Here is a 24149-nt window from a genome sequence, read left to right as displayed (position 1 = left end):
TTTATCTAATTTCCTGGCCACCCTTCCGGTCGTCGATGACATATCGTTTTAGCGCCGGCATTTCAATTTGTGGAAGTGTTTCCGAATTGATCACGTCATCGGCTTTAATGATTTCATTGCTATAAAGGAGATAGGCCGTTATATCATATACCTCTTGATCGGTCAACGAACCCGGTGCATTAAAGGGCATCGCACGACGCACATAATCAAAAATAGTGCTGGCGTAAGGCCAATAATTGCCTATGGTATTTTTGCCGGTGCTATCGGTAACCAGCTTGTCGTAGGGTCCTTCATAACCATTTACACCATGACAAGCGGCACATTTTGCCTGGTAAAGCACGGCGCCTGATTTTACCGTTCCAGCACCTTCTTTGGGTAATCCTTTGCCGTCCGGACGCACGTCGATATCCCATTTTGCTATAAATTTGGCATCGGCCGGCTTTCCCATGTCGAACCGGCCTGGCCATGTCTTGCGGTAATCTTCTAAACCATCATCCCAGCTCGTATGATATGCATGCAAGCTATCTATTTCTACTGTTTCTTCTTTGTTGAAGGAGCAGCGCGCTAAAAAGAAGCTCGACAGGAACATCAGACCAAACGCGTATAAGCTAGTTAGTATATTGCCCTGCATCCAATTTTCCTGGAGATATTTTATAATCCTTCTTTACTTTATCCAGTACGACATACAACGAATCGCGATTTTCATCAATGCCGGTCAACACGACCCTATTTTGATTGTCTTGTATGTGGTAAGATACGATAAAACGTTGCCGAACTTCTTTTTCCGCCATTTCATCTGCCTTTCCAAACTCGCGTAAGCGCCGCGCTGTTCGTGCGGGTGGGGCTACGTAGGTAGCCTCGTCGCCTAGCCGTGCTTTTACATCGGCCGGAATCCAGTCTGCTAACGATAGCAACGGTGTATGTCCTTTTGTATCGTTTTTAAGACGGTCTAAATAATTTTTCACGCCTCCATCCCCGCCTTCACCCGCCGTCACATTACGTTGATCAGGAATTAACTTGTACTTGTCCTCTAAGTAAAGCGTTTGGGTTTGCGTATCAGCGTAATAATGAAACGCGCGTTGTCCGCCAGCAACACCGGAAATCTCAAATGTGCGGTTAACGTCACGCTTCGGATCTCCCCCGCCATTGGATAAGTCCAGTTGCAAAGGCCTGTTGACCTTGAACGTCATGGTAGACCATTTTTCGAACGTTACCGATTGCCAGCGTATGCTATCATATGGATTGTAGGGACGTGTTACACCATTGATCTTAAATTCGGATACCAGATAGTTTCCCCGCAGCGCGGCAACGCCGCTGCTTGAGGGCTGCTTGTAGGGGTCATATCGAAAATCTACATATTGCAGATAAAAGAAAACACCTAGGAATAGAAAAATTGCTAATCCTTTTAAGCCGAAGCGGAGCACTTGCCCACGCCTGTTAAATATGGGGAACGAAAGGTTGACGCGAGCAGGGAGTTCTCGGATAAAAACATCATAAAAAGGCTTGAAATAGGGTACCAATAGAAACAAACTAAGCAGCACAAAATAAGAGCTATAGACATGCACGCCGCCATCATAAGCGAAGTTAACAGCTACAATCGCTCCTAACGCCCCTACTAATAAGGTCGAACCAATAGCGACCGTCTTTCGGAAGAAAAGTAAGGTGCCCGCTCCAACTTCCACAATACCAGCAAAAACTTGATACCAGGGCACAATACCAAACGATAGCCAAAATATTTTTTGGGTTGTCAAGTCGCCGTAATCCGTATCCAAAATGCCAAGCGACGGATAAGGCATCTGCACCGGAAATAATTTGGTAAAGCCAAATCCAATAATACCGAGCCCAGCACGATAGCGCACCACCACGTTTAACCAATAATACAGCTTGTTGTATTCTTTCCGCTCTTTTTTTAATAACCGAGCGACAACGGTCCACAGCACACCCACAGCCGCAGCGAAGAACAGCGTATTTACCCAAATGCTATACCCTTCGAGCCTGGAGCCAAAGGTCGTTCGGCCAAACCAATTGACGCCAGAGCCAAAACGACATATGTCGTAAAGATCCCGATAGTCTAGGTTTAGCCAATCGATGGCCAGCACATGCTGGTACCAGAGTGGATTATTGGGAATCGATATAATGATAAAGAATACAAAGCTTATACGGAAAGCCAGTAGCTGCCAGGACGGCCAGCGCTTGGCTGATGGATGAACGGACTGTTCTTGAACAGCTTCAGTTCTTGTTTTTTCAAGTACAAACATAGCAATTAGTAATCAGCGTGTGAATAAATTATAACGTAAAACCTAGTTTCCGACGTCCTTCTTTTTTAATTTCCTCAAGAAGGTAACGCTTATCCGTCTTTCGAAGCTCAACAAAGAGCGAGTCGCCCTGCGCATTCTTCCCACGTAATGCAACGCGGCTGCTGTCTGGACGTGTCACGGAAAAGGTATATCGATCATTCGCGTAGTGCGGATTTGGATTCTGTAAAATGACCTGTTTCTGATCGCTAGAGGTATCATATCGGTAGTACAAGCGATCTCCTACTTGGGCGTACTCATAATCACGCTTGCCGTCCTCTCGCTTCAAAAAGCCTTTGGAAGTGGTCGTTTGTATGCTGTCGTTTACGCGCACACTTAAGGTATTCCACTTTTCAAACACCACGTCTTTCCAGCGCGATTTATGCGTCGGCGAAAAGTCGATACGATTCCCGTTCAACACGTAGCTTTCGACAATATATTTGCCGGCAATATTGCTGAGCCCGCTTTCTTCGGGGTAATACAAACTTGCGGTACGGCTGATATCGAAAGAGCGCACGCCGACGAGTAAGCCAAACAACACGACAAATAATAGCTTGGGAATCCACTTCCACTGCCCCCAACCAACTTGCTTCCAGTCGAACGCCCAACGTTCGGGAACAGTGGCTTGAAGGTCGATAACGAGCCGGGACAAACGGCCTATATCATAAAGAAATATAGGCAAAGTCAACAGCACAATGTAGGCCGAGGCAAGATAGTAAGCACCGCCGTAAGCAATGTCGGCTAGAAACACATTACCATAGAATGGGATGATAATGATCGTAGCTAGAAACGATGTACGACGGAATAGTAACAACACAGCGGCAAGTAATTCTACCGTGCCCAAAAAGACCAAATACGCCGGCGCGGCAGAAAGGCTTAGGTACAAATGTTTCCAATCCTCAAAATAACCATAGCCTGTATTAAGATGGCTTAGTGATAGTTCTGGCGCGAAAATGGCAAAAAACTTGGTGAAACCAGCCACAAACAAGATTGACGCTAAACGAAAGCGTACGAAAATGCGCAACACGTAAAAATATAAGGCATCCCGCTCCACATTTGGCGCTTCCCTTTTGATCCATAACAATGCGCCGATTAGCGCTATACCGAGGCCAAGTAACCAATCATAGATTTGCGGCTCATCACCAAAATAATGCGGTAGAAAAACAAGCAAATTGAATACATCCGTTATAAAATATGTCCATTCTATCGCAAAGAGCGTCCGATAGAAATCCGCTTGCAGGGGTAAGCTTAAAAAGAGAATAAAGAGTATGCCTGCACGAAGCGTATACCGTTGCCAAGGGGCATAAAGTGGGATTTGAGGTGTTCGCTGTGTCATCATGTCATGAGATTAAAAGGAATAACCGGGATTTTGATCTAGAACAGGGTCTGCTAGTATCTGGCTGTAAGGAATAGGCAATAAGATCCGAAACGATTCACTAATGCCCAATACATCTTGCGCTCTTTTGGTGCGCACCAGGTCAAACCAACGGTGTGCTTCAAAAGCAAACTCCAATCGACGTTCGTCTTCTACAGCACGCAGGATCTCGGCTTGATTTTGTGAAGTGGGCTTTGGCGTTAGCAGTGCCCTCGCCCGCACTTTATTGAGATCGGCGACGGCCTGATCGAAATTTTGCGTGTGCGCACTCGCTTCCGCGCGGATTAAATAGAGCTCTGCGATCCGGACGATGTAGGTTGGGTCGCTAGCAGGGCTGCGGTAATACAAGTTACCATACCAACGGTTTTGATTATCGCGCGCGATCAACTCGCTTCGGGCGCCGCCCGTAGCGGGAGTAGTTAACAACGACACGAGAGCCGCATTTGGCGCCCACTGCCGTGTTCCCCCATTCGTTTGTGGTTGCCATTGACCGCGGTGCGGATTTAGTTCATTGGCATTATAGTAGAGCTCAAATACAGACTCTCGTGTGCCTGTCACATTATTTTTAAAAAAGCTGTAGTAGGGATTTAGAAGCTCGTAGTCTGCATCGGTTAAAAGTCGATTGGCAAAGGCTATTGCCTGTGTCCAGTCTTCACGATATAGGTAGAAACGTGCCTTTAATGCCCATACGGTTTTCTTTGTAAAAGTAAACCGGTTGGTCGCTTGCGGCAACAACTCTTCCGCAGCCGACAAGTCTTGCAAAATCAACGCGTACGTTTCATCGCTACTGCTGCGCGCTACCCCTGCATTCTCGCCTACTCGCGCTGTAGGTTCCGTGATCAACGGCACACCACCCCAAACGCGAAGCAGGTCGAAATAGCTTAGCGCACGTATGGCGTAAGCTTGTCCCAGAATAAGTGCTCGCTCGTTTTCAGCTATACCCAGCTGGTCATTTTCGCTTAAAACCTTAATAATGTTATTCGCTCTGTTTACGGATTGATAGATGCCGTTCCAGGTTGCTGCAATGGTGGAATTCTCTGGATTGACGCGATGGTTAATAAATTCTTGGATTTGTGATTGAGATCCTGTCCACTCCACATTGTCTCCAGAGAGATAGGCGATGGATTGGAAATTGACGCTGTAATAATCCCGCAGCGCTACGTATGCGCCGTTTAATGCTGCCTGTGCTGATGCTTGGTCATGGATCACATCTTCGCCAGAGATGGAATCCTTGGGGTCAACCTCCAGAAAGGAAGAACAGCTACTACTGGCTAGGAGCACAATTATATATAGGAAATAATGTCTTATCATTTTTTTAGAGCGTTAAGTTGATACCTAGTTGAAAACTCCGGGGCTGGGGCGGCGTGCCTAAATCTATCCCTTGTTGGTTTGGCGATCCATTGGCCGCCGATTCAGGATCCAATCCGCTGTATTTCGTCCACGTAAATAGGTTAGTAGCTTGCGCGTAAATCCTTAATCTTGAAATAGATAAACGATCGAGTACCTTGCTCCCGACATTATAGCCTAGGCTAAGTGTCCTGAACCGAAGGTAAGATCCATCCTCAAGCCACCTGCCGCCGCCATCCTTGTAATTATTATTGTTGACGCCATCGGACCGCGGTACATCTGTAATATCGCCCGGCTGCTGCCAACGATCGAGATTGGATGCGAAAATAATACGTGCTGCATCCCGCGCCCCACCAGCTTCGCCAAAAAAGCGGTTGTGGTTGTAGACTTCATTTCCAACGGAAAACGTTAAAAATGTTTGTAGGTCGAAACGTTTGTAGGTGAAATTGTTGGATAATCCGCCGAAATAGTCTGGCCATATACTGCCTAAAATCTGCCGATCGTCCGTCGTAATTTGTCCATCGCCATTTACATCCTCGTAGACAGCGTCGCCCGTGGCCGCATCAACATACAGTTGATTATACACCCAGAAAGAGTACATCGGGCTACCTTCCTGAAAGAGAATGAGATCCCTACTTCCAAAGTTCATCGGCTTGGCCAATTTTTCGATGTTATTAACGTTACGTGCCACATTCAAGGAAGTGCTCCATGAAAAATCTTGGTTTTGTATATTCACTGTATTGAGCGTAAGCTCAAAACCTTTGTTACTTATTTCAGCAGAATTGTTTAAGTACTCACCAAAGCCTGTCGTTCCGGGTAAAACTTCAGTAAGCAAACCATCTTTCGTGTATTTGTAGTAATAATTCAGCGCAAATGACAACCTATTTTTGAGCAGGGCAGCATCCAAACCGATGTTAAACTGCGCGGTTTTTTCCCAGCTTAACTGCTGATTGGCCAGCTGCTCGGGTATGATACCGGGAAGCCCTTGGTAGGCTGTGTTAACACCAGACCATAATTGTCGTGAAGCGAAGGAATTAATGCCATTTTGGTTGCCTGTGATGCCGTAGCTACTTCGTATTTTAAGGTCGTTTATAAAGCTTAGGTCTTGCAAAAAACCTTCTTTGTTCAGTCGCCAAGCGACCCCTACGGCAGGGAAATATCCCCATTGATAGCCCTTGTTGAATTTCGAGGAGCCATCCGCACGCAGCGAGAAATCAATTAAGTAGCGGTCATCAAAAGCATAGTCTACCCGTCCAAAGAACGAGGCAAGCTTGTATTTGTCCCAATCCTGCGTGCTCGTCGAGTTTGCCGCGGCGCTGATCAACGTAAAGTCATTCGTGGCAAAGCCCCTGCCTGTAGCCGAGGTAAGCGAAAACGTTGATCCTTGCAGGGTATTCCCGACGAGTAATCCCAAGGTATGCACTCCGGCAATTTTTTTTCGGTAGGTAAGTGTTTGTTCGTTGATCCACGTTGTCGCCTGACCGATTGCTGAAGTGGCCAAGCCATCCGGGCTACCCGCAATTAGTAGGTTGTTCCAATACTCATGCTCATCATATTGATTATAATCTACACTAAATGTTGAACGAAATCGCCAAGATGGCGATAACTGGTATTCGCCGTACAGATTGCCGATGTAGCGGAGACTGACGGAACCGACATCGTAATTATCAAGCAATAAAGTTAAGTTATCAAAACCAGCTCGACCAACCAACACCCCTTGTTCATTGTAGGGCGATAAGTAGGTAGGTGTATGCAATGCAGCCTGTAAGATTCCACCTTGCGGGCCATCGCCTGCCCGCCCCTGATTGCGACCGGTACGACTAATCGAGTTGCTCGACCCGACCTTTATTTTGTCGTTTACCTTCTGATCTAGGTTGAAGCGAAAGCTCGACCGATCAAAGGAAATCGGCCGAAGAATAGACTCCTGTTTGTTATAACCACTACTGAGGTAATAAGCGGTATTGTCACTGCCCCCATAGAGGGCTATATCGGCGTTATGTACGCCTGCCGTACGAAAGGCTTCCGAAAGGCGATCGTACGTTTGCTGTTCCGACGGCAGCCCCCGACCACCCTCCGTAACGGCGGTAAAAGGCTCAGGGCGACCAATGTTGCGGTTGTATTCGTTGACCAATAGCGCATGCTCCTCGCCTGTAGTGAGATCCCAAAGCTTAGCGGCTTTTGCCCTTCCGCTATAGAGGTTCACATCGACCTTTGTCGATTGACCATTTTTACCGCGTTTGGTCGTAATTAAAATAACGCCATTCGCCCCTCTTGATCCATAAAGGGCTGTCGCTTCCGCGTCCTTAAGCACTTCCACGAACTCAATGTCCGATGGATTAAGATCTGCGATGGGCGATGTTGCTTTTCCGCCACTATTAATGGTCTGAAGGCTTTCTGAATTGACAAAGACCCCGTCAATGACGTACAGTGGATTGTTATTCGCATTGATCGAGGTGGCGCCACGAAGCCGGATGTTCAACGCCTCACCGGGCACGCCGGTATTGGTAGCTACCTGCATACCGGCTACCTTTCCCTGTAGTTGTGCGTCGAAACTCCCGGTCGGAATACTGCTTACTTCCTTTAATGGAACTTTCTCGATCGACCCTATAAGGTTTTTCTTTTCTACAGTGGTGTAACCGACGACGACAACCTCATCCAAGTCTTCCGAAGAACGTTTCAGCTTGATGAGCGCGGGCGATGTATTGATAACGATCCGTTGCGGTTCGTAACCTACATAGGAAAGCAGCAAGGTAAAGGGTAATTTTTGACCCGTAACAAATTGAAAGCGCCCTTTTTCATCCGTTTTCACGCTATGCGTGACGGCTTCCAGCTGAATGGTAACGCCCTCAATAGGTTGTTGCGTTTCCTCATCTACTACGACCCCTTGCAAAGTCGCGTTAATAATGGGTTTTGTTTCTACCTGCGCCAGTGATAACTGAGCAAATAGTATACAGGTGAACAATATACAAAGTATACCATACTTTGATAGTTCCGTTTTTTTCATACAAAAACAATTTAATAGTGATAACTACAAGTGCCAACGCCAATTGATTACTTGCTAAGTATACATTAGTAGGGGAAGCTGTGCCTCCCCTTACTAATTATTTAGAGAGAGAGAAATTACATACAGCTACACATTCGTCCCGATACAACAAACTGTTTATCGCTTAAAACACATTGCTTGTAGGGAATGAAAGGGTTCATACTTCTTTTCATGGTGGTTTTTTTTGAGTTAAAGTGCCCATTTTGCAGGATCACTATAGCCTTGTGGCTAATGCTGATACAAACATAATAAAAAAAGACGACTATATTAGTAGTCTTTTTTATTATTCTTTTATTTTTTTTGCCCGAGAAGATTTGAGAATAGTAAATCTGCCCCTCCCGGTACCTCCTTACTTACTTCCGTAGGCTACCATCTCTTTCGTGGCCAAGGCCTGCATACTCGCCCGTACTCGTTGATCCTGCGCCATAGATTTCTTTTAACTTTTGTTGAAGCTCCTTCCCCTTGATGTTTTTCGCAACGATGGTGCCATCCGGCGCAATTAGGAAATTGCTTGGAATAAATCGTACGCCATATAAGGCCGCGGCTGCGGTATCCCAAAAGGCTAAGTCTGACACTTGTGTCCAGTGCAGACCATCATCTGCTATTGCTTTTAACCAGGCAGATTGTTTTTTATCCAAAGACACACCAAATACAGAGAAGCCTTGCTTGCTATACTGCTCAAAGGCTGCCACGACATTTGGATTTTCCTTTCGGCAAGGGGGACACCAGGCCGCCCAAAAATCAAGCAAGACATAGCCTTTACCTACATGGTCAAGAAAACGGACTTCCTTGCCCTCCGTATCTTTAGAGACAAAATCTGGCGCTTTCTTACCGATAGCAACAGCACGCTGCTTTTGTACCAGATCGCGCAATATCTTCACATACTGCGTTTCATGGAGTGCGGGTGATAGCAAGTCGAGATGCCGTTCAATCTCTTCAGGTGATAGCGAATACGAATAGTTGCGGAAAAGTGCATACGCCGCTACAATAGACGCCGGATCTTGTTTGATAAACTCCTCTGCACTTAGCTTGCGGGAATTTTCGCGAAAATCTTCAAAGTGCGCCTGTGCCTTTGAACCGCGAACCTCCAATCGAGGACTATTTGCGTCTCCATCTATCGCTACCTGTATGGCTGTGTTTTCCAAAAATACGGGAAGCGGGGTGGCCTCGACGTCCGTACTGAGTGCATAAAGTTCGGGAAGTGGTACAGCGCTTGAGAAGTGAAATTTTCCATTTTCGATTTTGGCGGAGTCAACAAGCCGATAGACTTTATTATCATATCGCTGCAGGTATATCGTGCCGTTTCTAGGATTGTTTACGGTTCCAGAAAGATCTAAGGCGGTTTGCTGTTGACCGTAACTGCATAGGGTAGCAGCAAGGGCAGTTGATAGGGTAAATAAAAATTTATATTTCATAACGGTAGTGATTTAACGAGTACATTTTTGAAAATTTGATCAAGGCGTTCCTGAGATGATGTGTGCGGGCAGCATAGGTTTTTTGCTGTTGAATCGAGTTGGCATGCGCGCTAGCGCATTCGGTAAAAAGCTGTGTTATGGTATTGTTTACACGCCTTGCGGTGGTCTGGAAGAACTGGATTCAGCTTGCTCATGTGATTGTATTACGTTTTATAGCGCTAGGTTCCCCGACAATTCGGAGACGATTATTGATGCGAATATAGCGATTAAAATCAAAAGTCTATTAATTCTATAGATTTTATTTGATGAATAAAAAAGTGCGCCACTCACGGGTGTAAGTAGCGCTGAAACTAGCTTCTAGCATTGCCTATGTAATGGCATGTGCTAGCTCGATGAAATCTTTATCTCCTGGCCGTCCAGATCTTCCTTTAGTGCTTCCAGAAATTGCCCTCTAAACTTTTCAATGTAGCGTATATGCTTAATACCAACCTGAACCGTAAGCACATAGTTGTCTGCAGTAACGTCTTTGGTCAATACCTTGATAGGAATACTTAAATCTACCTCATTAAATGTTCGCAACTTATCCTCGACTTGCTTTTTGATCGCATCAATGCTTCCTTTATTTTCTACGGTGAGTTGCATGTTCATTCGGATATCGGAATCCGAGAACGTCCAGTTGACTAGACGCCCCGATAGCAGATCGCCATTCGGTATGATAACGCGTGCTCCTTGATCGGTTAACAAGGTGCTTGATCGAATACCGATCTGCATCACTTGTCCTTTTTTATCTGCCAACTCTACATAATCTCCAATCTTGAACGGCTTTTCGAAAACCAGAATTATTCCAGATACGAAATTGTTGATAATGTTTTGCATGCCCAGACCAATACCCACACTCAACGCGCCTATGATGACCGTCAGTTTATCCAACCCCAAACCTAAAATGCTAATCCCCATAAGAAAGCCGATGACAAAAATGAGTAAACGGAACAAAGGAAAGAGAGTCATCTTTCGCGCGTGTAATTCATCATTTGCAGGATCGTTGACTAGGTTTTTTAAATTCTTTTGTAGCCAGTTTGCTATCCAAACCACGGCAATGGCTAATAATAGATCGCCATAAGTGAAGGTGATGCTGCCCACTTTGTGGTTTGTCGTCAGCAATTTTTCAAAAAAAGCTCCTGCTTCTCTGGTGATGTGCAGATTATTGATAAATACAATAACAATCAAGGCGACACATAGCAAGCGAATCAGCCGATCCACACTGCTTAACATCTTCTTCAAATCAAAACGTCTAAACACTGTCTCCGCTTTGGCGCGCTCGTATTGCTTTGCTAAGTCATGCAATATCATATCCCGAAAAGCCCGTAACGACATGGCTTGTAAAAAACCAATACCTGTCGCCAAACTCCACATTCGCGATACGGAGATATAGTCAACGGCATTCAGAACGATCGCCAGCAAATGCCCCAACATAATCAGTACCCGGGCATAGCGATGCAGGTAACCCACGGGATTGTCGACATCTGTCCGGCGGCCCATAAGGTACACCAACGCTATTCCCGATAAATTGGCCAGCATAGCAAAAATACGGCTCCACCAGAGCTCCGAGAGCAATAAATTTGACACGATGAGTAAGACATAATACAGAAATACGAAGTGCAGGGCCCTCCGCTTGAACGTGCTCAGCTCTTTAAATAAAATGATGTATAAAAATATGAAGATGAGGAAATAGCTAAATTCCAATACGAGCACCGGGACGGTAAATGTAACAAAGGGCAGCAGGATAAGAAAAAAGATACTGCATTTTAATAGGGGAATCCAGACAGGATCGTTCCGGTGTAAACGCAGCTCCTCCCCTTCTTGATCTGTTTCTCGCCCTAAGCGAAACATCCAATAGAAATAAAGTAAGCTGATCAAGATTAAAAATATCCGACTGCTCCATGCCGGATAGTCGAAAAAAGCAGTCGAAGAGCCATCTCTTCCCATGTTTGTGCGCACAGTCTTGATCACGCGACGCGGCACAGGAATAATTTCCGAGATCGCCGAATCAACGGCCGTTGCCGCTACTTCTTCGCGTTGCCTTCCAGCCGATTCTTCGAGGTAGAGAACATCTGTCAGCAATCGTTTTAACGTGCTTTCCATACGATCCAAGCTATCTCTCGCTCCGGAGAATGCCTGCCTGATGGAATCATTAGCGGCTAAATCTTCTACCAAGTTGCTATCCAGACTGGCTGGTGCCCGTTGCTCAGAAAGCCATACGGTACGCGCAGACTTGATGGTTTCCGCCAAACTGCTGATATCTTTCTTCTTTACGGCCAATATACGCAGCGCACTATCCAGTTGCAGCGAATCGGGTCGGGTTCGGCTCCAGGAGATTAAACGCTTCGTACTATCCACTTGCTGAGATACGCGATCAACCAGGATTGACCATTCCTGAACCTGCACCCTTCGTTCCTGCAGTTGCTCCAGCTTATTATGTTGTTCAATAGAGTCTTGAATCTGTGCGCTTAGTCTAAACGGCATTGCCCATATCAAAACGATCAATAACCGAATCCCTGCCGTAAAATTTACATGTTTATCAACCATACCATCATATAACGGTAAGATTTGTCAAAGGTTTTTTTCTGTTAGCCGCTAAAGTCGGATCATAGGTAACACCGCACAGGGATTGACAGCGGTTATGCTCCTTATTTACAGACCTAAAACATGGTAGCCGATACACCAGTCCCGATAGTAAAGTCGCGTATTTTATCAGGTGCAATACTAGGAAAATAAGCGGCCGATGAGCAGCCCTTAGCGCCACTAGGTCATATTCAAAACAAAAAAAGCACCACGCTAGCAGATATCGCGCTTATACGCTACGCTTTACACCAATTTAGCAAATCACGCATATGCCGATGGAAGTTCTCCCGATATCACGGAAATAATATCGGCAATATCAAAGGGCTTGGCAATGAAGCGATTGGCTCCCGCGTCCATCGCTGTTTTTTCGCCATGCATACTCGCTGAGATACAGACAATGTATAAATCGTCGAATGATCGATCAGCCCGTAGCTGGCGAATGATCTGGTCTCCGGAAAGCACGGGCATCCACAAATCAATTATCAAAACCCTTGGTTTTACTTCTTGAAGCTTCTCGTACAATACGGTGCTATTGTTTTCAACATATACAGGGATACCCGTACTTTCTATAATAAGGGCAAGCATATCTGATATGCCCGTATCGTCGTCGCAAACGAATACAATATTCTCTCCCATTTAAAATACATGCTTGTATCTAGCATAGCAACAATAACACCAAAAAAGGTTAATTTCCTGTTGTAACACTTAAATACCGTACATACCGCAGAGAAATAAAATATTAAACACACATTAATATACTTTTTATTTACCGAAATAAGCATGTTTCATGGTTTAAAATAATACAACGTGCAGTTGACAAATGCACGTTGTACTGAAATGAGGACAGCGGACCTCCTATTTGCGACATGCTGTTGCGGTGCGCTATCTAGAAACTGTAGCGAAGCCCAAATTGCATTTGCCATCGCGATGCGAAAAAGTCCCGGGCATAACCAACGTTATTATCTTGTTCGAAGGCGTATACCGGATAGGTCGTCGCTGTACCTGCGGTAACCTGCCGTAAGCCGACACTCGACGTGGAGTTAAACGTATTTGGTGAAAAATACTGAATACCCCAATTTTTGTGCAGCAGATTGGTCAAATTAATAATATCGTAGGTAAAGGTAAGTGTATGCGGACGTTTGCCTTCACGCTTTATATTAAAGTCTTGAGTAAATCGGAAATCAGCTTGATAATTCCAAGGTGTACGAGCGCCATTCCGTTCGGTAAATTGCCCACGACGTCTTGATAGGTAGTTATTTCCATCGATGTAGGCATCAAACGCTGCTGCTTGGTTGATACCATCTTCCGTCTGCGCAAAGAAATTGGCTGTTTCCCCAACGTTTGGAATATACACCAAGCTTACATTTTGCGCCGAACCATTTATCACGCTATTTACAAACCCAAGCGAGTAAGGCAAACCAGATTGTGCCGTAAAAAACAGCGAGAAGCTAGAGATGAGGCGCCCATTACCGCCCCAGTCTTTACGATAGTTCACAGTGGAAACAAGGCGATGGCGGATATCAAAATTGGAATAAGCCAATGCAGGATCATTCGGATTGAGGGCTTGGTTCAGCTGCCAATTGGACTCCATCGAATTTCGGATGCCATTGGTTATGTCTTTTGATTTTCCATAGGTGTAAGCAGCAAAGATGTCGAGGCCTGAAGCAAAGGATTTGGACACCTGTCCCGTAAGGCTGTATCGATAACCTTTATCTGTATTTGTTAGCAAGTACGCATTTGTGTATAGTGGGTTAATTGCGCGCGAGCCGTCAACAGGTTGATAGATGGGTTGCTGTTGTTCCGTATCATATGGCATATAAATTGGGTTGTCCTTCAGGTTGATAAACTTGAACTGAAGATCATGAATCACCTTTGTATAAATGCCTTCTATCGTGAACTTCCATTGATCTTCGGTGGTATAATCAAATGCTAAGCTGCTTCGCCAGGCCTGTGGCATTTTAAAATTATTATCGATCAAGTCTACTTGGGTGGCTCCATTTGCATCATTTACATTCACGCTTTGCCTTTCCACAAAGCCCGCCGCGCCGTTACCAGTCAATGCATCCTGGATTGGATCGCTGTCTGGGGCCGGCAGAGCCGGATTTTGCCGCGTATAGCTATACCGCCTGTCAAAAGCGCCATAACTATCTCCGTTATTGTAATAGGCATAACCTAACCAAGCGAAAGGTATGCGTCCGGTAAACACACCTGTACCACCCCTCAACGGCAAGCGTTGGTCTCCATGCATATCGAAACTGAAGCCCAATCGGGGCGACACCTGTACTTGTCCTAAGAAATTATTTCTAATGGCGTTCGGACGCGTGTAGGTAAAGGTGGTGCCGTATAAGGGATCTGTAGGTGCGTTGCTGGTTTTACTACTTAAAGCTTGCTTGTTTGGCATATCAGCCATATCAAATCTCAATCCGGGTGATAGTTTCAGCTTATCGCCTATCTGGATTTCATCCTGCACGTATAAGCTGTATAGGTTCACCCGGAACTCCGCCGGTGGATTGGCAAGGATATGTTCACGGCTGTTGTTTGCATAATTAAAATTGGTTCGCACACGATTAGGCTGGTTGTTTAGAAATTCGTCTATACTTCCGTAGGAAACACGACCGTTCCACGCATTGACAAAACCATAACCAATATTATAAAATTCATTGTGTGTTCCGAAGATAAAATTGTGGTTTCCTCGTATCCAAGTAAAGTTATTGGTTAATTCAAAAGTCTTTTGTCGCATATCAAATATGCTGGCCTCTCGATCCGTCCCTAAGAAAATTGTTCCTCTGTTTGACGCAATTTCAATCTGTGCAATAGCCGGGTCTGACAGTGGCCTACGGTAATCATGTATGCTGGAATACCCAATAATGAAACTATTCGACAGCGCATTGTTAAAGCGGCTTTTGAGTTCGGCAACTGTGGAGTTCTGGTTATTGACCTGCTGGAAGTCTATACCACCGAACCTGAAATTCTGTTGATCGCGTTCGAGATTTGTTGCCTGTGATGTTATCGTGTTATTACGAATCGACAAATGATGTTGATCATTTATTATCCAATCTAAGCGGTTAAAAAACTTGTTAGATCGAGAATAGGTCGTATAATTTCCGTACGTACCGGCATCAAGACCATACGCCGTACGAAAATGATCACTGATTTGGCGAGCCTGCCCTTCAGTCAGTATAGGCATATCAGCCGACCCTGCTGACAGGATCACGGGATCTTGGCGCCGGGTGATCTCCTCATTCGTAAAGAAAAACAACTTGTTCTTGATGATCGGAAAACCCAAGCGGAAACCCGTTTGGTATTCGTAGAACGATGACGGTAGTTTCGTATTGTCGCCGGCTCGGTTTCGACCCGTTATTGCTGCGTTTCTGCCAAAACCATACACGGAGCCCGATACATCATTTGATCCGCTTCTGGTAACAGCATTAATGCTTCCGCCCAAGAAATTACCTATTTTAACATCAAATGGGGCAAGGTACACCTGAATATCTTGGATAGCATCCATCGATACAGGGTTTGTTCTTGTACTACTTCCGGGTTGACCCGAGGTGTTGCCCTGTCCACCGAGAGATGGACTGAACCCAATCGCGTCGTTGTTTATCGCGCCATCCAGCGTTACGTTGTTGTAACGAAAGTTCGTGCCTAAAAAAGAGTTGTTAGCACTTTGCGGTGTGGTTCGTGTAAAATCTTGTAAACTTCTATTTATAGAAGGCATTTCTTTAATCATCTTCTCATTGATGCGATGGCCGCCCCTGCTTCGCGATGGGTTCTGCCGGCTCACGACCACTTCTTCCATCATCGAACTTTCTGCCGTCAGCACGAAGTTTACAGTGCTTGCACCCAGCCCTAGATTGAGGTTTAATACCTTATCGGTTTTATACCCAATAAAGGAGGCTTGGATAGTATAAGGGCCGCCGGGATTTAAATTAGCCATAGTAAAACGCCCATCCGCGTTCGAAGATGCTGTGTATTTGGCGCCAGTACCGTTGTTCAGCGCTTCGATAGTAACGCCGGCGAGCGACTGCCCTTCAGCGTCTACAATACGTCCGGATAATGTCGAACTCGTAATCTGCGCGTAGGTCGGCGTGTATACCCCTATCAGTATCGCAAATAATAAAAAACAATTTAACCTTTTCATCTGATCATAATAATTATGCACAAAGATGAAACACGTATGTTAACTAATCATGTGCTTCATGTTAATTTTATCACTAAACTAAATTTTGTTACTCATAATAGTTATTTAATAATACTTTAATTAAATTCTAATTATTCTCTAATATGGATCCATACCCGCAGGTCATATCTTTGTTTTTTAACTAGTATTTATGAAGGGTATACGTGTAAAACAACATCGATTGCTGGTGGAGGGACTACAAAATCTTAAGGAGATAGCTAAGCACGAAACGCTAATCGATGGGGAGAAAGCTATTGAAGAAAGTTTAGACATGCTACTACAAACCTTTAAACGATACGAGCAGCTGATCGAAGAGCTAACTGTGATGACTGGACAATACGAGAAGGTGCATCGAGATGTGCGTACGAAGATATTGTCGCCGGCACTGCGTGAGCTAAAGAAAATCAATAGTCAAGACTCTCCCTGCTATTTTCTGATCCGGGAGGTATTGATCAACACTAAAAATTTTTAAACACAGTTTGGTAGACTCCGTACTGAGCCAAGAAAACCATCAGGCCTGACGGCGTATTATATATAAGTTGCGACTATATACGAAGGCTCCGAAAATGTGACCAAAAAAAAGCACCGGATCTTTTCTCAGAACGGCGTATAGTAGAATGGCCATCGACCCTATTAAGCTTATTCCCCAAAATGCGTATGGAAGTACTGATCGTCTTTTAGATTCGGAAACAAGCCATTGCACAACAAAACGGAGGGTAAATAGCATCTGTGAAACAATACCTAAAATCAATAGTGGACGTGCGATATGCTCGTGATCGAAGAGCTTGGCTCGGTCATAGATTCCATTGTTATACCCGAAAACAATAAATAGCGCCGGAATGCAGCATATGATGATCCGCAATGGGAAGTAGATTTTTTTCCAATGTCCCTGCAAATCCATATTCCGAATATAAATGTAATACGTCAGCACCTGCCCCAGCATAATCGAGAAATCATCGCGTAGATATCCATAATAAAATAACAGGATGGATGCCAATAAACTTAGCTCCCAAAATAGGGCCGGCGTAACCACGCGGCGTTGCTTCTCGGTCAGGATCCATTGCACAATTAATCTACTGGAAAATAACAGCTGAGCGAGGGCACCTAGCAGCAATACCCATATACTATTTTGGTCCATGCTCTCCTATCCGATACGATATATACTTACGTTTCATCCAGAGGTAGGCGAAGCAATCGGCCAGCGGCCCTAAGAGACGATTCCAGGTATTAAATTTTGATTCCCCGGAAATCCTAGGGTAATGTCTTACGGGTATCTGTAACACCTTCCCGCCTTGTAAGATAACCATTGCAGGAAGAAAACGATGAAGTCCCGAAAACATGGGGATCGCTTGGGCAATATCCGTTTTGAGAATCTTCAACGGACATCCGGTATCATCCACACCATCGTTGGTAAATAGACGGCGAAACTTATTGGCAAAACGTGAAGAAAATCTTTTCGAAAAAGAGTCTTCCCTCTTGGATCTAAGCCCCGTTACGATTTCGTAATCGTTCATGTGCGGCAGTAGTACATTAAAATCCTCTGGATTCGTTTGCAGATCGGCATCAATGTAGCCAACGAGCAGTGTATCGACATGATCAAAGCCCGCCTTTATTGCAGCGCTTAATCCGTAATTCTTGTCCAAGAAAAGAAAGGAAAAGCGATTGTTTTGTGCACACACACACTTTATTTTTTGTTGACTTCCATCCGTTGACCCATCGTCCACAAAAAGTACACGTGTTTCTACCAAAGCCATTTCGAGATATTCCGATAAACTGATGTAGAGACGTTCCAGCCCAGCTACTTCATTATAAATCGGAACGATAATAGTAAATAGGGCTGCCGTTTGTTTCCGATCACTTCCAGTTAATACATCCATGATATTACGCTAGCGTTTTTAAGGTCCATAAAAGCTGCCGGTGCAAACCCTCTGATAACGATATCTGAGGTACAAAGCCGAGTAAGGAATTCGCTTTGTCGATTACCGCCGCCGTTTGCTGTTGATCGCCCGGACGCTCTGAAACCTCTCTGACCTTAATACGTTTTTTTATAAGCTTTTCTACCATTTCAATGCCTTGTCTGGTAGAATAAGATTCATTATTACCAATATTGATAATTTGGCCGGAAACGAGATCTTCCTTGCCTAGTACCGCGATAATTCCACGAATGATATCGTCGATATAGCTAAAACTACGGCTGTGTTCTAGGCTGCCCTTATAGAGCATAAATTCTGAATTTCTTAAACCACAGGAGATTAATTTACTATATAGCTTATCCGGCCGTTCTCGCGGACCATATACCGAATAGAGCCTTAACGAGCAAGCCTGGACATATCCGTTGGCATGTGCAGCGAGCACAAGTTGCTCCGCGGCACTTTTGGTGATGCCGTACCAGGATATAGGACGCACGACAGACTCTTCCGATTGTGTTGCATTTAAACCATAGACAGAGGACGTGCTTACGTTAACAAAAAGCTTCAGTGTGGGAGAACCCTTGGCAAACGAAATTAGGTTCTCGGTGGCTATGATGTTATTGCGAACATAATCTTCAAAAACACAGGCTTGGTCCAGGCCAGGCTGTGCCGCGAGGTGAAAAATATACGCATAGCCCTGCGGTATCGGATCTTGCATGCGCGACAGGTCCATCTCGATAAATTTCAAACCTTTCTCTTTGAGCAAGCGCAGATTAAGCAGCTTCTGATCCTTGGAATAGAATGAAGAAATATTGTCTATTCCCGTGACATCATATCCCCGATCCAAAAAAGCCTCCGCAAGATGAGAGCCTATAAATCCGGCAACGCCGGTTACTAGTATTTTCATACCTTAAGATTTCTAATGCGTTAATTTATACGCAGCGTTCGTTGCTACAACTGTATTTGGCATGCCATGCAGATATTCCTGAAAGGATTTATCAGCCTCGGTCCTTTTATGATTTAAGAACAATATACAACCCTTGTATTGCCCGCTAAGGACGGTTTCTTTGGAAACGGATACGACCGGTGCATCAAGGTAAACATCCATATTTTCAGATCGCTTTATCTCTAAACTTATATAACATCGAGGAGCATGCGATGCGTTCAGGTTCTTACCGGCAGCCGCTAAAGCGCCATATCCTAATTCGCCATTGTATTTGCCGACAAAACAGCCGGCGACGAATACCGTGGCTAACATCCCGCCGCTTAGGGTTAACACACTCCGTTTCATCGTACGGCTAAAAACAATAAAATATAAAGCTACAATTCCTGTCAGGTTTAACAATCCACAGCAAAGTAGTACAGGTAGCGTATAAGCAACCGGTGCTATCGATGGCACGAAGAACAGGACTGGTGCAGCCAGGGCTAATATTAGCGCAGGAATGGCAAGACAAAATCGTAGAAACCTCGTTTCTTTCATCCGCGCTTGTAACAGCGCGGCTAAATACACCAGAAAGGGTAAACAAGGAAGCAAATAAATATCGACCTTTGAGCTAACAAAAGATAGAAATATCAGTGTGCTAATGGAAACAACGGCAAAGAATGTTTCAAGACTAGATAAGCGAATTTTGTTTTTCACCGCTTGCCCATATATAGCAAATAGCGTCAATGACCATGGCGCCAAAACATACCAAATGCTTATCCCATAAAAATAGAATGGTCGCTTGTGGTGGAATGCATCGACGGCGCGATCTACGGTTTGATGAAACAGTAAATTTTCGAGATAGCGATATCCTCCTTCCAACCACACGAAGTAAAACCAGATGATACAGGGCATCACGATAACGAGCAGGGTGCGCCAGCTCCAATACCTTGAAAACGTGCGTAGTTTACGGCTAATCAATAAAAAGACCAGCGATGACAAAAGCGGAATAATGATTCCCATTGGGCCTTTGGTGAAAATCGCTAGGAAAATGAATATCCCGAATATCCATTGCCCCTTTCTGATCGGGATTTCGCCTATATAAATGCGGTAAAATGTATGGAGCGCCAATACAATAAAGATCGTCATTAGCATATCCATGCGCAGCACTGCAGCGCCGCCCATATAAAAAATACTGGAAAACAATATGCATGGCGCCATCAAGCGCCATGAAGCAGATAGGTGCGCGGCCACCCAACGATCTAGGGTGTAAATGATCCCTAAAGCCGGGAGCACAGAAAATAAACCTAATAAAAATAGGTGATGCTGCCCCAGCACTTTTTTTGCGAGCATCACCAACCATAAGTAAAGCGGCGGTTTGTCGGCATAAGCAACACCATGGTGCAAAAAGGCGAAATAGCGCTGCACAGCCAGGTTTTCATTTGCTATACTGAGATATCGCAGCTCATTATCGGGTGTAAAATCACGCGTAATAAACGAAGGCAGCAATGCTAGCAGAAACAGTAGAAAATACGTGTATTTCATTAAAATAAAGTAAACATCGCCTTTTCAAGGGGCTAAACCAAACACTATTAGTTTATCCGAAAATAAAGAAACATCAAAACAAATCCAAAAAACTGCGAGTTAATCTATGTTTTTCGCGTGTAAGGAGTTCCAACCCTCATAATGAGGATTGCGTACGCGATTACCTTTGATTACAGCACGCTAAAATTGGGAAACCTCATTATCCCTTCTTATAAGCCAACAGTCTTAACGCGTTGCCCACAACCAACAGTGTGGAACCCTCGTGCACGATTACCGCAGGCCCAATCGTCGTGATTCCTAAAATCGTAAGTGGAATAAGAACAGCGACAATACCCAAGCTAACCCAAAGATTCTGTTTGATAATAGATTTAGCTTGACGACTGAGGCCAATGGCAAAAGGCAAACTATCTAGTCTATCACCCATAAGGGCAATGTCGGCCGTTTCCAAAGCCACGTCAGACCCCGCGGCGCCCATAGCAATACCTACGGTGCTTTTGGCCATAGCCGGCGCATCGTTAACCCCATCGCCTACCATAGCCACCATGCCCTCACGGCGATCTAAGCGCTCGACTGCTGCGACTTTATCCTCGGGCATTAAATTGCCCATGGCTTCCGTAATTCCAATCTGCTTGGCAACAGCCTCAGCCACTTGCTGATTGTCGCCTGTTAACATGACCATCTTTTTGATGCCTATTTTTGCCAATTTTTGCAAAACGGACTCTGCCTCGGGCCGCGGTACATCCATCAAAGACAAAATACCGATATATTGATCATCCTCTTTTACCAACATGCTGGTGCGCCCTTCTTGTTCCAGTTGTTGAACACGTTCTGCTATTTCCGAAGGTAAATGGTCGCCGGCAAATAGTGCTTTATTACCTATAAGCAATTTTTTGCCATCTACAACAGCTTCCACGCCACGGCCTACAATACCTTTTACCTTGCTGGCTCCGGGCAATTGAATCCCGCCCAATCGCTCCAAGCCGCCTGTAACAATAGCCTCTGCAAGTGGATGGTCACTCCATTTTTCCACCGCGACAGCCATTTGTAACACATAATCTTCTGATCTGTTGTGCAGGGGAATAACGTGCGTAAGTTTAGGTTTACCTTCGGTCAACGTTCCTGTTTTATCGAAAGCGATCGCTTCCAGGGATCCCAAATCCTCCAGTGGTCGACCACCCTTGATCAATACGCCTCCTCGCGCGGCACGCGCCACGCCGCTAAGCACCGCACTCGGCGTCGAGATCGCCAGCGCACAAGGGCTGGCAGCTACCAAGACGGCCATTGCACGGTAAAAGCTCTGTGAAAACGTTTCATCTCGTATCAAAAAAGCAAAGCATAAGGCTATAGCCAGTAACAGGACAAACGGCACAAAGTATTTTTGAAATTTATCGGTCAGCAGCTGCGTCGGCGACTTTTGCTTTTCGGCCTCGTTGACCATTTTTATCAATCGCGAGATCGTCGAATCTTTGGCTTCTTTTAATACCTTAACTTCCAGCACGGCGGCGCCATTGATCGTTCCGGCAAAGACGCGGTTTTCCGGTTTCAGCGTATTGATATCCATCGTATCGGACAACGCAGCTGTTACGGCCAGCTTATCGACAGGAACACTTTCTCCCGTGATCGGAGCTTGGTTGACAGTGCCCTCGCCTTGCACAATCAGGCCATCTGCCGGAATCTTGCTGTTGGGTTTGATCACGATCAAATCGCCCATGACGAGATCCTCAATACGCAATTCTAGGGTGTTGCCATCCCTTTTTACGAAGGCTGTTGGCGGTGCGAGGTCTGTTAGCGCGACAATCGATTTTTTGGCTTTTGCCATCGCATAATGTTCGAGCGCATGGCCTATGCTAAAGAGAAAAAGTAGAAGCGCCCCTTCGGCCCACTCGCCTAAAACGGCGGCACCAATCGCTGCCACAAGCATCAGAAAATCGATTTCAAAGCCTCCTTTTCGAATAGTATGCACCGCTTCATTTGCCGTAAAAAAACCACCTAAAAAGTATGCGATTACATAACATACCAAGGATACCATAGTCGGCAGGCTATTCAAAAACGATAATCCCCAACCTACCGCCAGTGCCAAACCACAACCCAGTGCAAATACCAATTCCGTTTTTTCTCCAAAGATCGCTAGATGTCCATCCGATTCGGTATCTTCTGTTTTCGGTATTTTTATTTTATTTGCTTCCATAACTGTTCATTAATGTGCATGCCCTCCGGTATTGCTTAATTTTGCGTTTATAAAAAAGCCGCCTCTAACCACAATCTTTGCTCCGGCTGGAATATCTTCAACCGCAGTGATGGCCGTGTATCCCATTTCTGATACCCCTTTTACCACCTCAATCTTCTCAAAATTTATGGTGTTATTCTTCTTCTTTTCCCCAGGATTATTTTCATGGCTGTGCGTATGTTCTTCACCTTCTCTATGATCATGTCCCTCCTCGTCATGGTGTTCTTCACCCTCTTTATCTGTCTGCACAAAAACATAAAACTTGCCATCAGCTTCCACAATGGCCTCATTAGGCACAGCGGGCACCGTTTTGTGATATAAACTGATCATTCCAACGGTATTCATACCATCTATCAAACCATCTTTATTGCCCATCACCATACAATGCACTGCTACCGATTTACTATCGCCCTCAAAGGAAGCACCAATGCTGAAAACCTTCGCCGAAAAGCGGTTTGCCGGATTGTTTGTTACCGTAAAGTCGACAAATTGCCCAACCTTTATTTGCGGAAGGTCTTTCTCGAAAACCTGCAGATCGAGGTGCAATAGGCTATTGTCTACGACTTCCAATACCGGCGAAGAAACATCCACATAACTACCTATTTTTGCAAAAACATTGCTTATCGTTCCACTAATTGGGCTTGTCACGACTAAGTTAGCCCGTAGATTACCATTGCTGATGCTGGCGGGGCTAATCCCCATCAGCTGAATCTGCTGTTGCAGAGAGGCTCTTCGGGTGCGCAACGTGCTCAACGTTGAGCTTGCGGTCTCCAAATTCTTGCGCGTACCTGCATTACCTGCATTTAGCTCCTGCTGCCTTTGCAACTCCTGTTCGGCCAGCACAATCTGGCTGGAAACGGTCAGGTATTCTTCTTGCACCTGAATAAACTGTGGATTGCTGACTGTGGCAATTACCTGCCCCTTTTTAACCCTATCGCCAACTTGCACAGGCATCGTTTTGATCACACCGCCATAGAGCGACGCTGCATTCGCTTTATTGTTGTTCGGCACGCTGAGCACACCGTTTACCTTGATCATATTGGTTAGACTTTTCTGCTCTACCGTACCCAACTGGATATCCACCGCTGCAATTTGTGCGGCAGTCAGCGAGGCGATGCTGGCAACTTCTTCGTGCGACTCTTCCCCTTGCTGTGCGCTGGACGCCCCGTGGGCATGCCCATCGCCTTCGCGATGCTGCTGCCCACAGCTCGAAAGCATAAATGCTACTGACAACGCGTAAAATATATGTTTATTGACTTTCATGTCGAG

At 45.2% G+C, this 24149-nt stretch carries 16 protein-coding genes; 1 reads left to right on the top strand and 15 read right to left on the bottom strand.

Annotation, left to right across the window (positions count from 1 at the left end):
* Window position 1: 1 nt before the first annotated feature.
* The 9 genes from B0I21_RS10750 to B0I21_RS10710 all read right to left on the bottom strand — a co-directional run bounded on the left by B0I21_RS10750 (window position 2) and on the right by B0I21_RS10710 (window position 16237).
* Window positions 2-631 carry a c-type cytochrome gene (locus B0I21_RS10750; protein ID WP_243836040.1) on the bottom strand — a complete coding sequence of 210 codons (630 nt, stop codon included), beginning with the start codon at window positions 629-631 and terminating at the stop codon, window positions 2-4.
* A complete protein-coding gene (locus B0I21_RS10745; protein ID WP_208292322.1) occupies window positions 609-2258 on the bottom strand; it encodes a hypothetical protein in 1650 nt (549 codons plus the stop codon). Before B0I21_RS10745 ends, B0I21_RS10750 begins: the two co-directional genes overlap by 23 nt.
* A 28-nt stretch (window positions 2259-2286) precedes the next feature.
* A complete protein-coding gene (locus tag B0I21_RS10740) occupies window positions 2287-3633 on the bottom strand; it encodes a hypothetical protein (protein ID WP_133640482.1) in 1347 nt (448 codons plus the stop codon).
* A gap of 9 nt (window positions 3634-3642) precedes the next feature.
* Window positions 3643-4980 (bottom strand): RagB/SusD family nutrient uptake outer membrane protein, encoded by a 1338-nt coding sequence (locus B0I21_RS10735; protein WP_133640481.1) that lies wholly within the window; start codon window positions 4978-4980, stop codon window positions 3643-3645.
* A 4-nt stretch (window positions 4981-4984) separates the two neighbouring features.
* Window positions 4985-8020, bottom strand: coding sequence for a SusC/RagA family TonB-linked outer membrane protein (locus B0I21_RS10730; protein ID WP_133640480.1), 3036 nt, complete (start codon window positions 8018-8020; stop codon window positions 4985-4987).
* 392 nt (window positions 8021-8412) lie between these two features.
* Window positions 8413-9474, bottom strand: a complete 1062-nt coding sequence (locus B0I21_RS10725) for a TlpA disulfide reductase family protein (protein WP_133640479.1) — start codon at window positions 9472-9474, stop codon at window positions 8413-8415.
* 384 nt (window positions 9475-9858) lie between these two features.
* Complete coding sequence (locus B0I21_RS10720; protein WP_133640478.1) at window positions 9859-12060, bottom strand: mechanosensitive ion channel family protein; 2202 nt, start codon at window positions 12058-12060, stop codon at window positions 9859-9861.
* A 297-nt stretch (window positions 12061-12357) separates the two neighbouring features.
* Complete coding sequence (locus B0I21_RS10715; RefSeq protein ID WP_133640477.1) at window positions 12358-12732, bottom strand: response regulator; 375 nt, start codon at window positions 12730-12732, stop codon at window positions 12358-12360.
* 250 nt (window positions 12733-12982) lie between these two features.
* Window positions 12983-16237: a TonB-dependent receptor gene (locus tag B0I21_RS10710; protein ID WP_133640476.1), complete on the bottom strand. Its 3255-nt coding sequence runs from the start codon at window positions 16235-16237 to the stop codon at window positions 12983-12985.
* 190 nt (window positions 16238-16427) lie between these two features.
* On the opposite strand from B0I21_RS10710, the gene B0I21_RS10705 reads away from it, so the two are divergent.
* Window positions 16428-16748 (top strand): hypothetical protein, encoded by a 321-nt coding sequence (locus B0I21_RS10705; protein WP_133640475.1) that lies wholly within the window; start codon window positions 16428-16430, stop codon window positions 16746-16748.
* A 39-nt stretch (window positions 16749-16787) separates the two neighbouring features.
* Here B0I21_RS10705 and B0I21_RS10700 read toward each other — a convergent pair whose 3' ends face one another.
* From B0I21_RS10700 to B0I21_RS10675, 6 genes are all read right to left on the bottom strand, one after another.
* Window positions 16788-17414, bottom strand: coding sequence for a lipid-A-disaccharide synthase N-terminal domain-containing protein (locus B0I21_RS10700; RefSeq protein WP_133640474.1), 627 nt, complete (start codon window positions 17412-17414; stop codon window positions 16788-16790).
* Complete coding sequence (locus B0I21_RS10695; protein ID WP_133640473.1) at window positions 17401-18153, bottom strand: glycosyltransferase; 753 nt, start codon at window positions 18151-18153, stop codon at window positions 17401-17403. The genes B0I21_RS10700 and B0I21_RS10695 overlap by 14 nt, the downstream gene beginning before the upstream one ends.
* Before the next feature lie 4 nt (window positions 18154-18157).
* Entirely contained in the window at window positions 18158-19093 is a 936-nt protein-coding gene (locus B0I21_RS10690; protein ID WP_133640472.1) for an NAD-dependent epimerase/dehydratase family protein, read from the bottom strand.
* Between the two features lie 12 nt (window positions 19094-19105).
* Window positions 19106-20653 (bottom strand): ArnT family glycosyltransferase, encoded by a 1548-nt coding sequence (locus tag B0I21_RS10685; RefSeq protein WP_133640471.1) that lies wholly within the window; start codon window positions 20651-20653, stop codon window positions 19106-19108.
* A gap of 199 nt (window positions 20654-20852) precedes the next feature.
* Complete coding sequence (locus B0I21_RS10680; RefSeq protein WP_133640470.1) at window positions 20853-22841, bottom strand: heavy metal translocating P-type ATPase; 1989 nt, start codon at window positions 22839-22841, stop codon at window positions 20853-20855.
* A 9-nt stretch (window positions 22842-22850) separates the two neighbouring features.
* Window positions 22851-24143, bottom strand: coding sequence for an efflux RND transporter periplasmic adaptor subunit (locus B0I21_RS10675; protein WP_133640469.1), 1293 nt, complete (start codon window positions 24141-24143; stop codon window positions 22851-22853).
* Between the last annotated feature and the right edge of the window lie 6 nt (window positions 24144-24149).

It is taken from the genome of Sphingobacterium paludis (assembly GCF_004364125.1).
Classification (GTDB): Bacteria; Bacteroidota; Bacteroidia; order Sphingobacteriales; family Sphingobacteriaceae; genus Sphingobacterium; species Sphingobacterium paludis.
The sequence above is the reverse complement of the archived record's forward strand: the minus strand, read 5'-3'. Positions and strand labels throughout refer to the sequence as shown.

What these genes read in the sequence shown, in the direction of transcription:
- B0I21_RS10710 (WP_133640476.1), bottom strand. Translation starts at nt 16,237, where the DNA reads ATGAAAAGGTTAAATTGTTTTTTATTATTTGCGATACTGATAGGGGTA.
- B0I21_RS10720 (WP_133640478.1), bottom strand. Translation starts at nt 12,060, where the DNA reads ATGGTTGATAAACATGTAAATTTTACGGCAGGGATTCGGTTATTGATC.
- B0I21_RS10745 (WP_208292322.1), bottom strand. Translation starts at nt 2,258, where the DNA reads ATGTTTGTACTTGAAAAAACAAGAACTGAAGCTGTTCAAGAACAGTCC.
- B0I21_RS10715 (WP_133640477.1), bottom strand. Translation starts at nt 12,732, where the DNA reads ATGGGAGAGAATATTGTATTCGTTTGCGACGACGATACGGGCATATCA.
- B0I21_RS10695 (WP_133640473.1), bottom strand. Translation starts at nt 18,153, where the DNA reads ATGGATGTATTAACTGGAAGTGATCGGAAACAAACGGCAGCCCTATTT.
- B0I21_RS10735 (WP_133640481.1), bottom strand. Translation starts at nt 4,980, where the DNA reads ATGATAAGACATTATTTCCTATATATAATTGTGCTCCTAGCCAGTAGT.
- B0I21_RS10705 (WP_133640475.1), top strand. Translation starts at nt 16,428, where the DNA reads ATGAAGGGTATACGTGTAAAACAACATCGATTGCTGGTGGAGGGACTA.
- B0I21_RS10730 (WP_133640480.1), bottom strand. Translation starts at nt 8,020, where the DNA reads ATGAAAAAAACGGAACTATCAAAGTATGGTATACTTTGTATATTGTTC.
- B0I21_RS10690 (WP_133640472.1), bottom strand. Translation starts at nt 19,093, where the DNA reads ATGAAAATACTAGTAACCGGCGTTGCCGGATTTATAGGCTCTCATCTT.
- B0I21_RS10680 (WP_133640470.1), bottom strand. Translation starts at nt 22,841, where the DNA reads ATGGAAGCAAATAAAATAAAAATACCGAAAACAGAAGATACCGAATCG.
- B0I21_RS10740 (WP_133640482.1), bottom strand. Translation starts at nt 3,633, where the DNA reads ATGATGACACAGCGAACACCTCAAATCCCACTTTATGCCCCTTGGCAA.
- B0I21_RS10675 (WP_133640469.1), bottom strand. Translation starts at nt 24,143, where the DNA reads ATGAAAGTCAATAAACATATATTTTACGCGTTGTCAGTAGCATTTATG.
- B0I21_RS10685 (WP_133640471.1), bottom strand. Translation starts at nt 20,653, where the DNA reads ATGAAATACACGTATTTTCTACTGTTTCTGCTAGCATTGCTGCCTTCG.
- B0I21_RS10725 (WP_133640479.1), bottom strand. Translation starts at nt 9,474, where the DNA reads ATGAAATATAAATTTTTATTTACCCTATCAACTGCCCTTGCTGCTACC.
- B0I21_RS10700 (WP_133640474.1), bottom strand. Translation starts at nt 17,414, where the DNA reads ATGGACCAAAATAGTATATGGGTATTGCTGCTAGGTGCCCTCGCTCAG.
- B0I21_RS10750 (WP_243836040.1), bottom strand. Translation starts at nt 631, where the DNA reads ATGCAGGGCAATATACTAACTAGCTTATACGCGTTTGGTCTGATGTTC.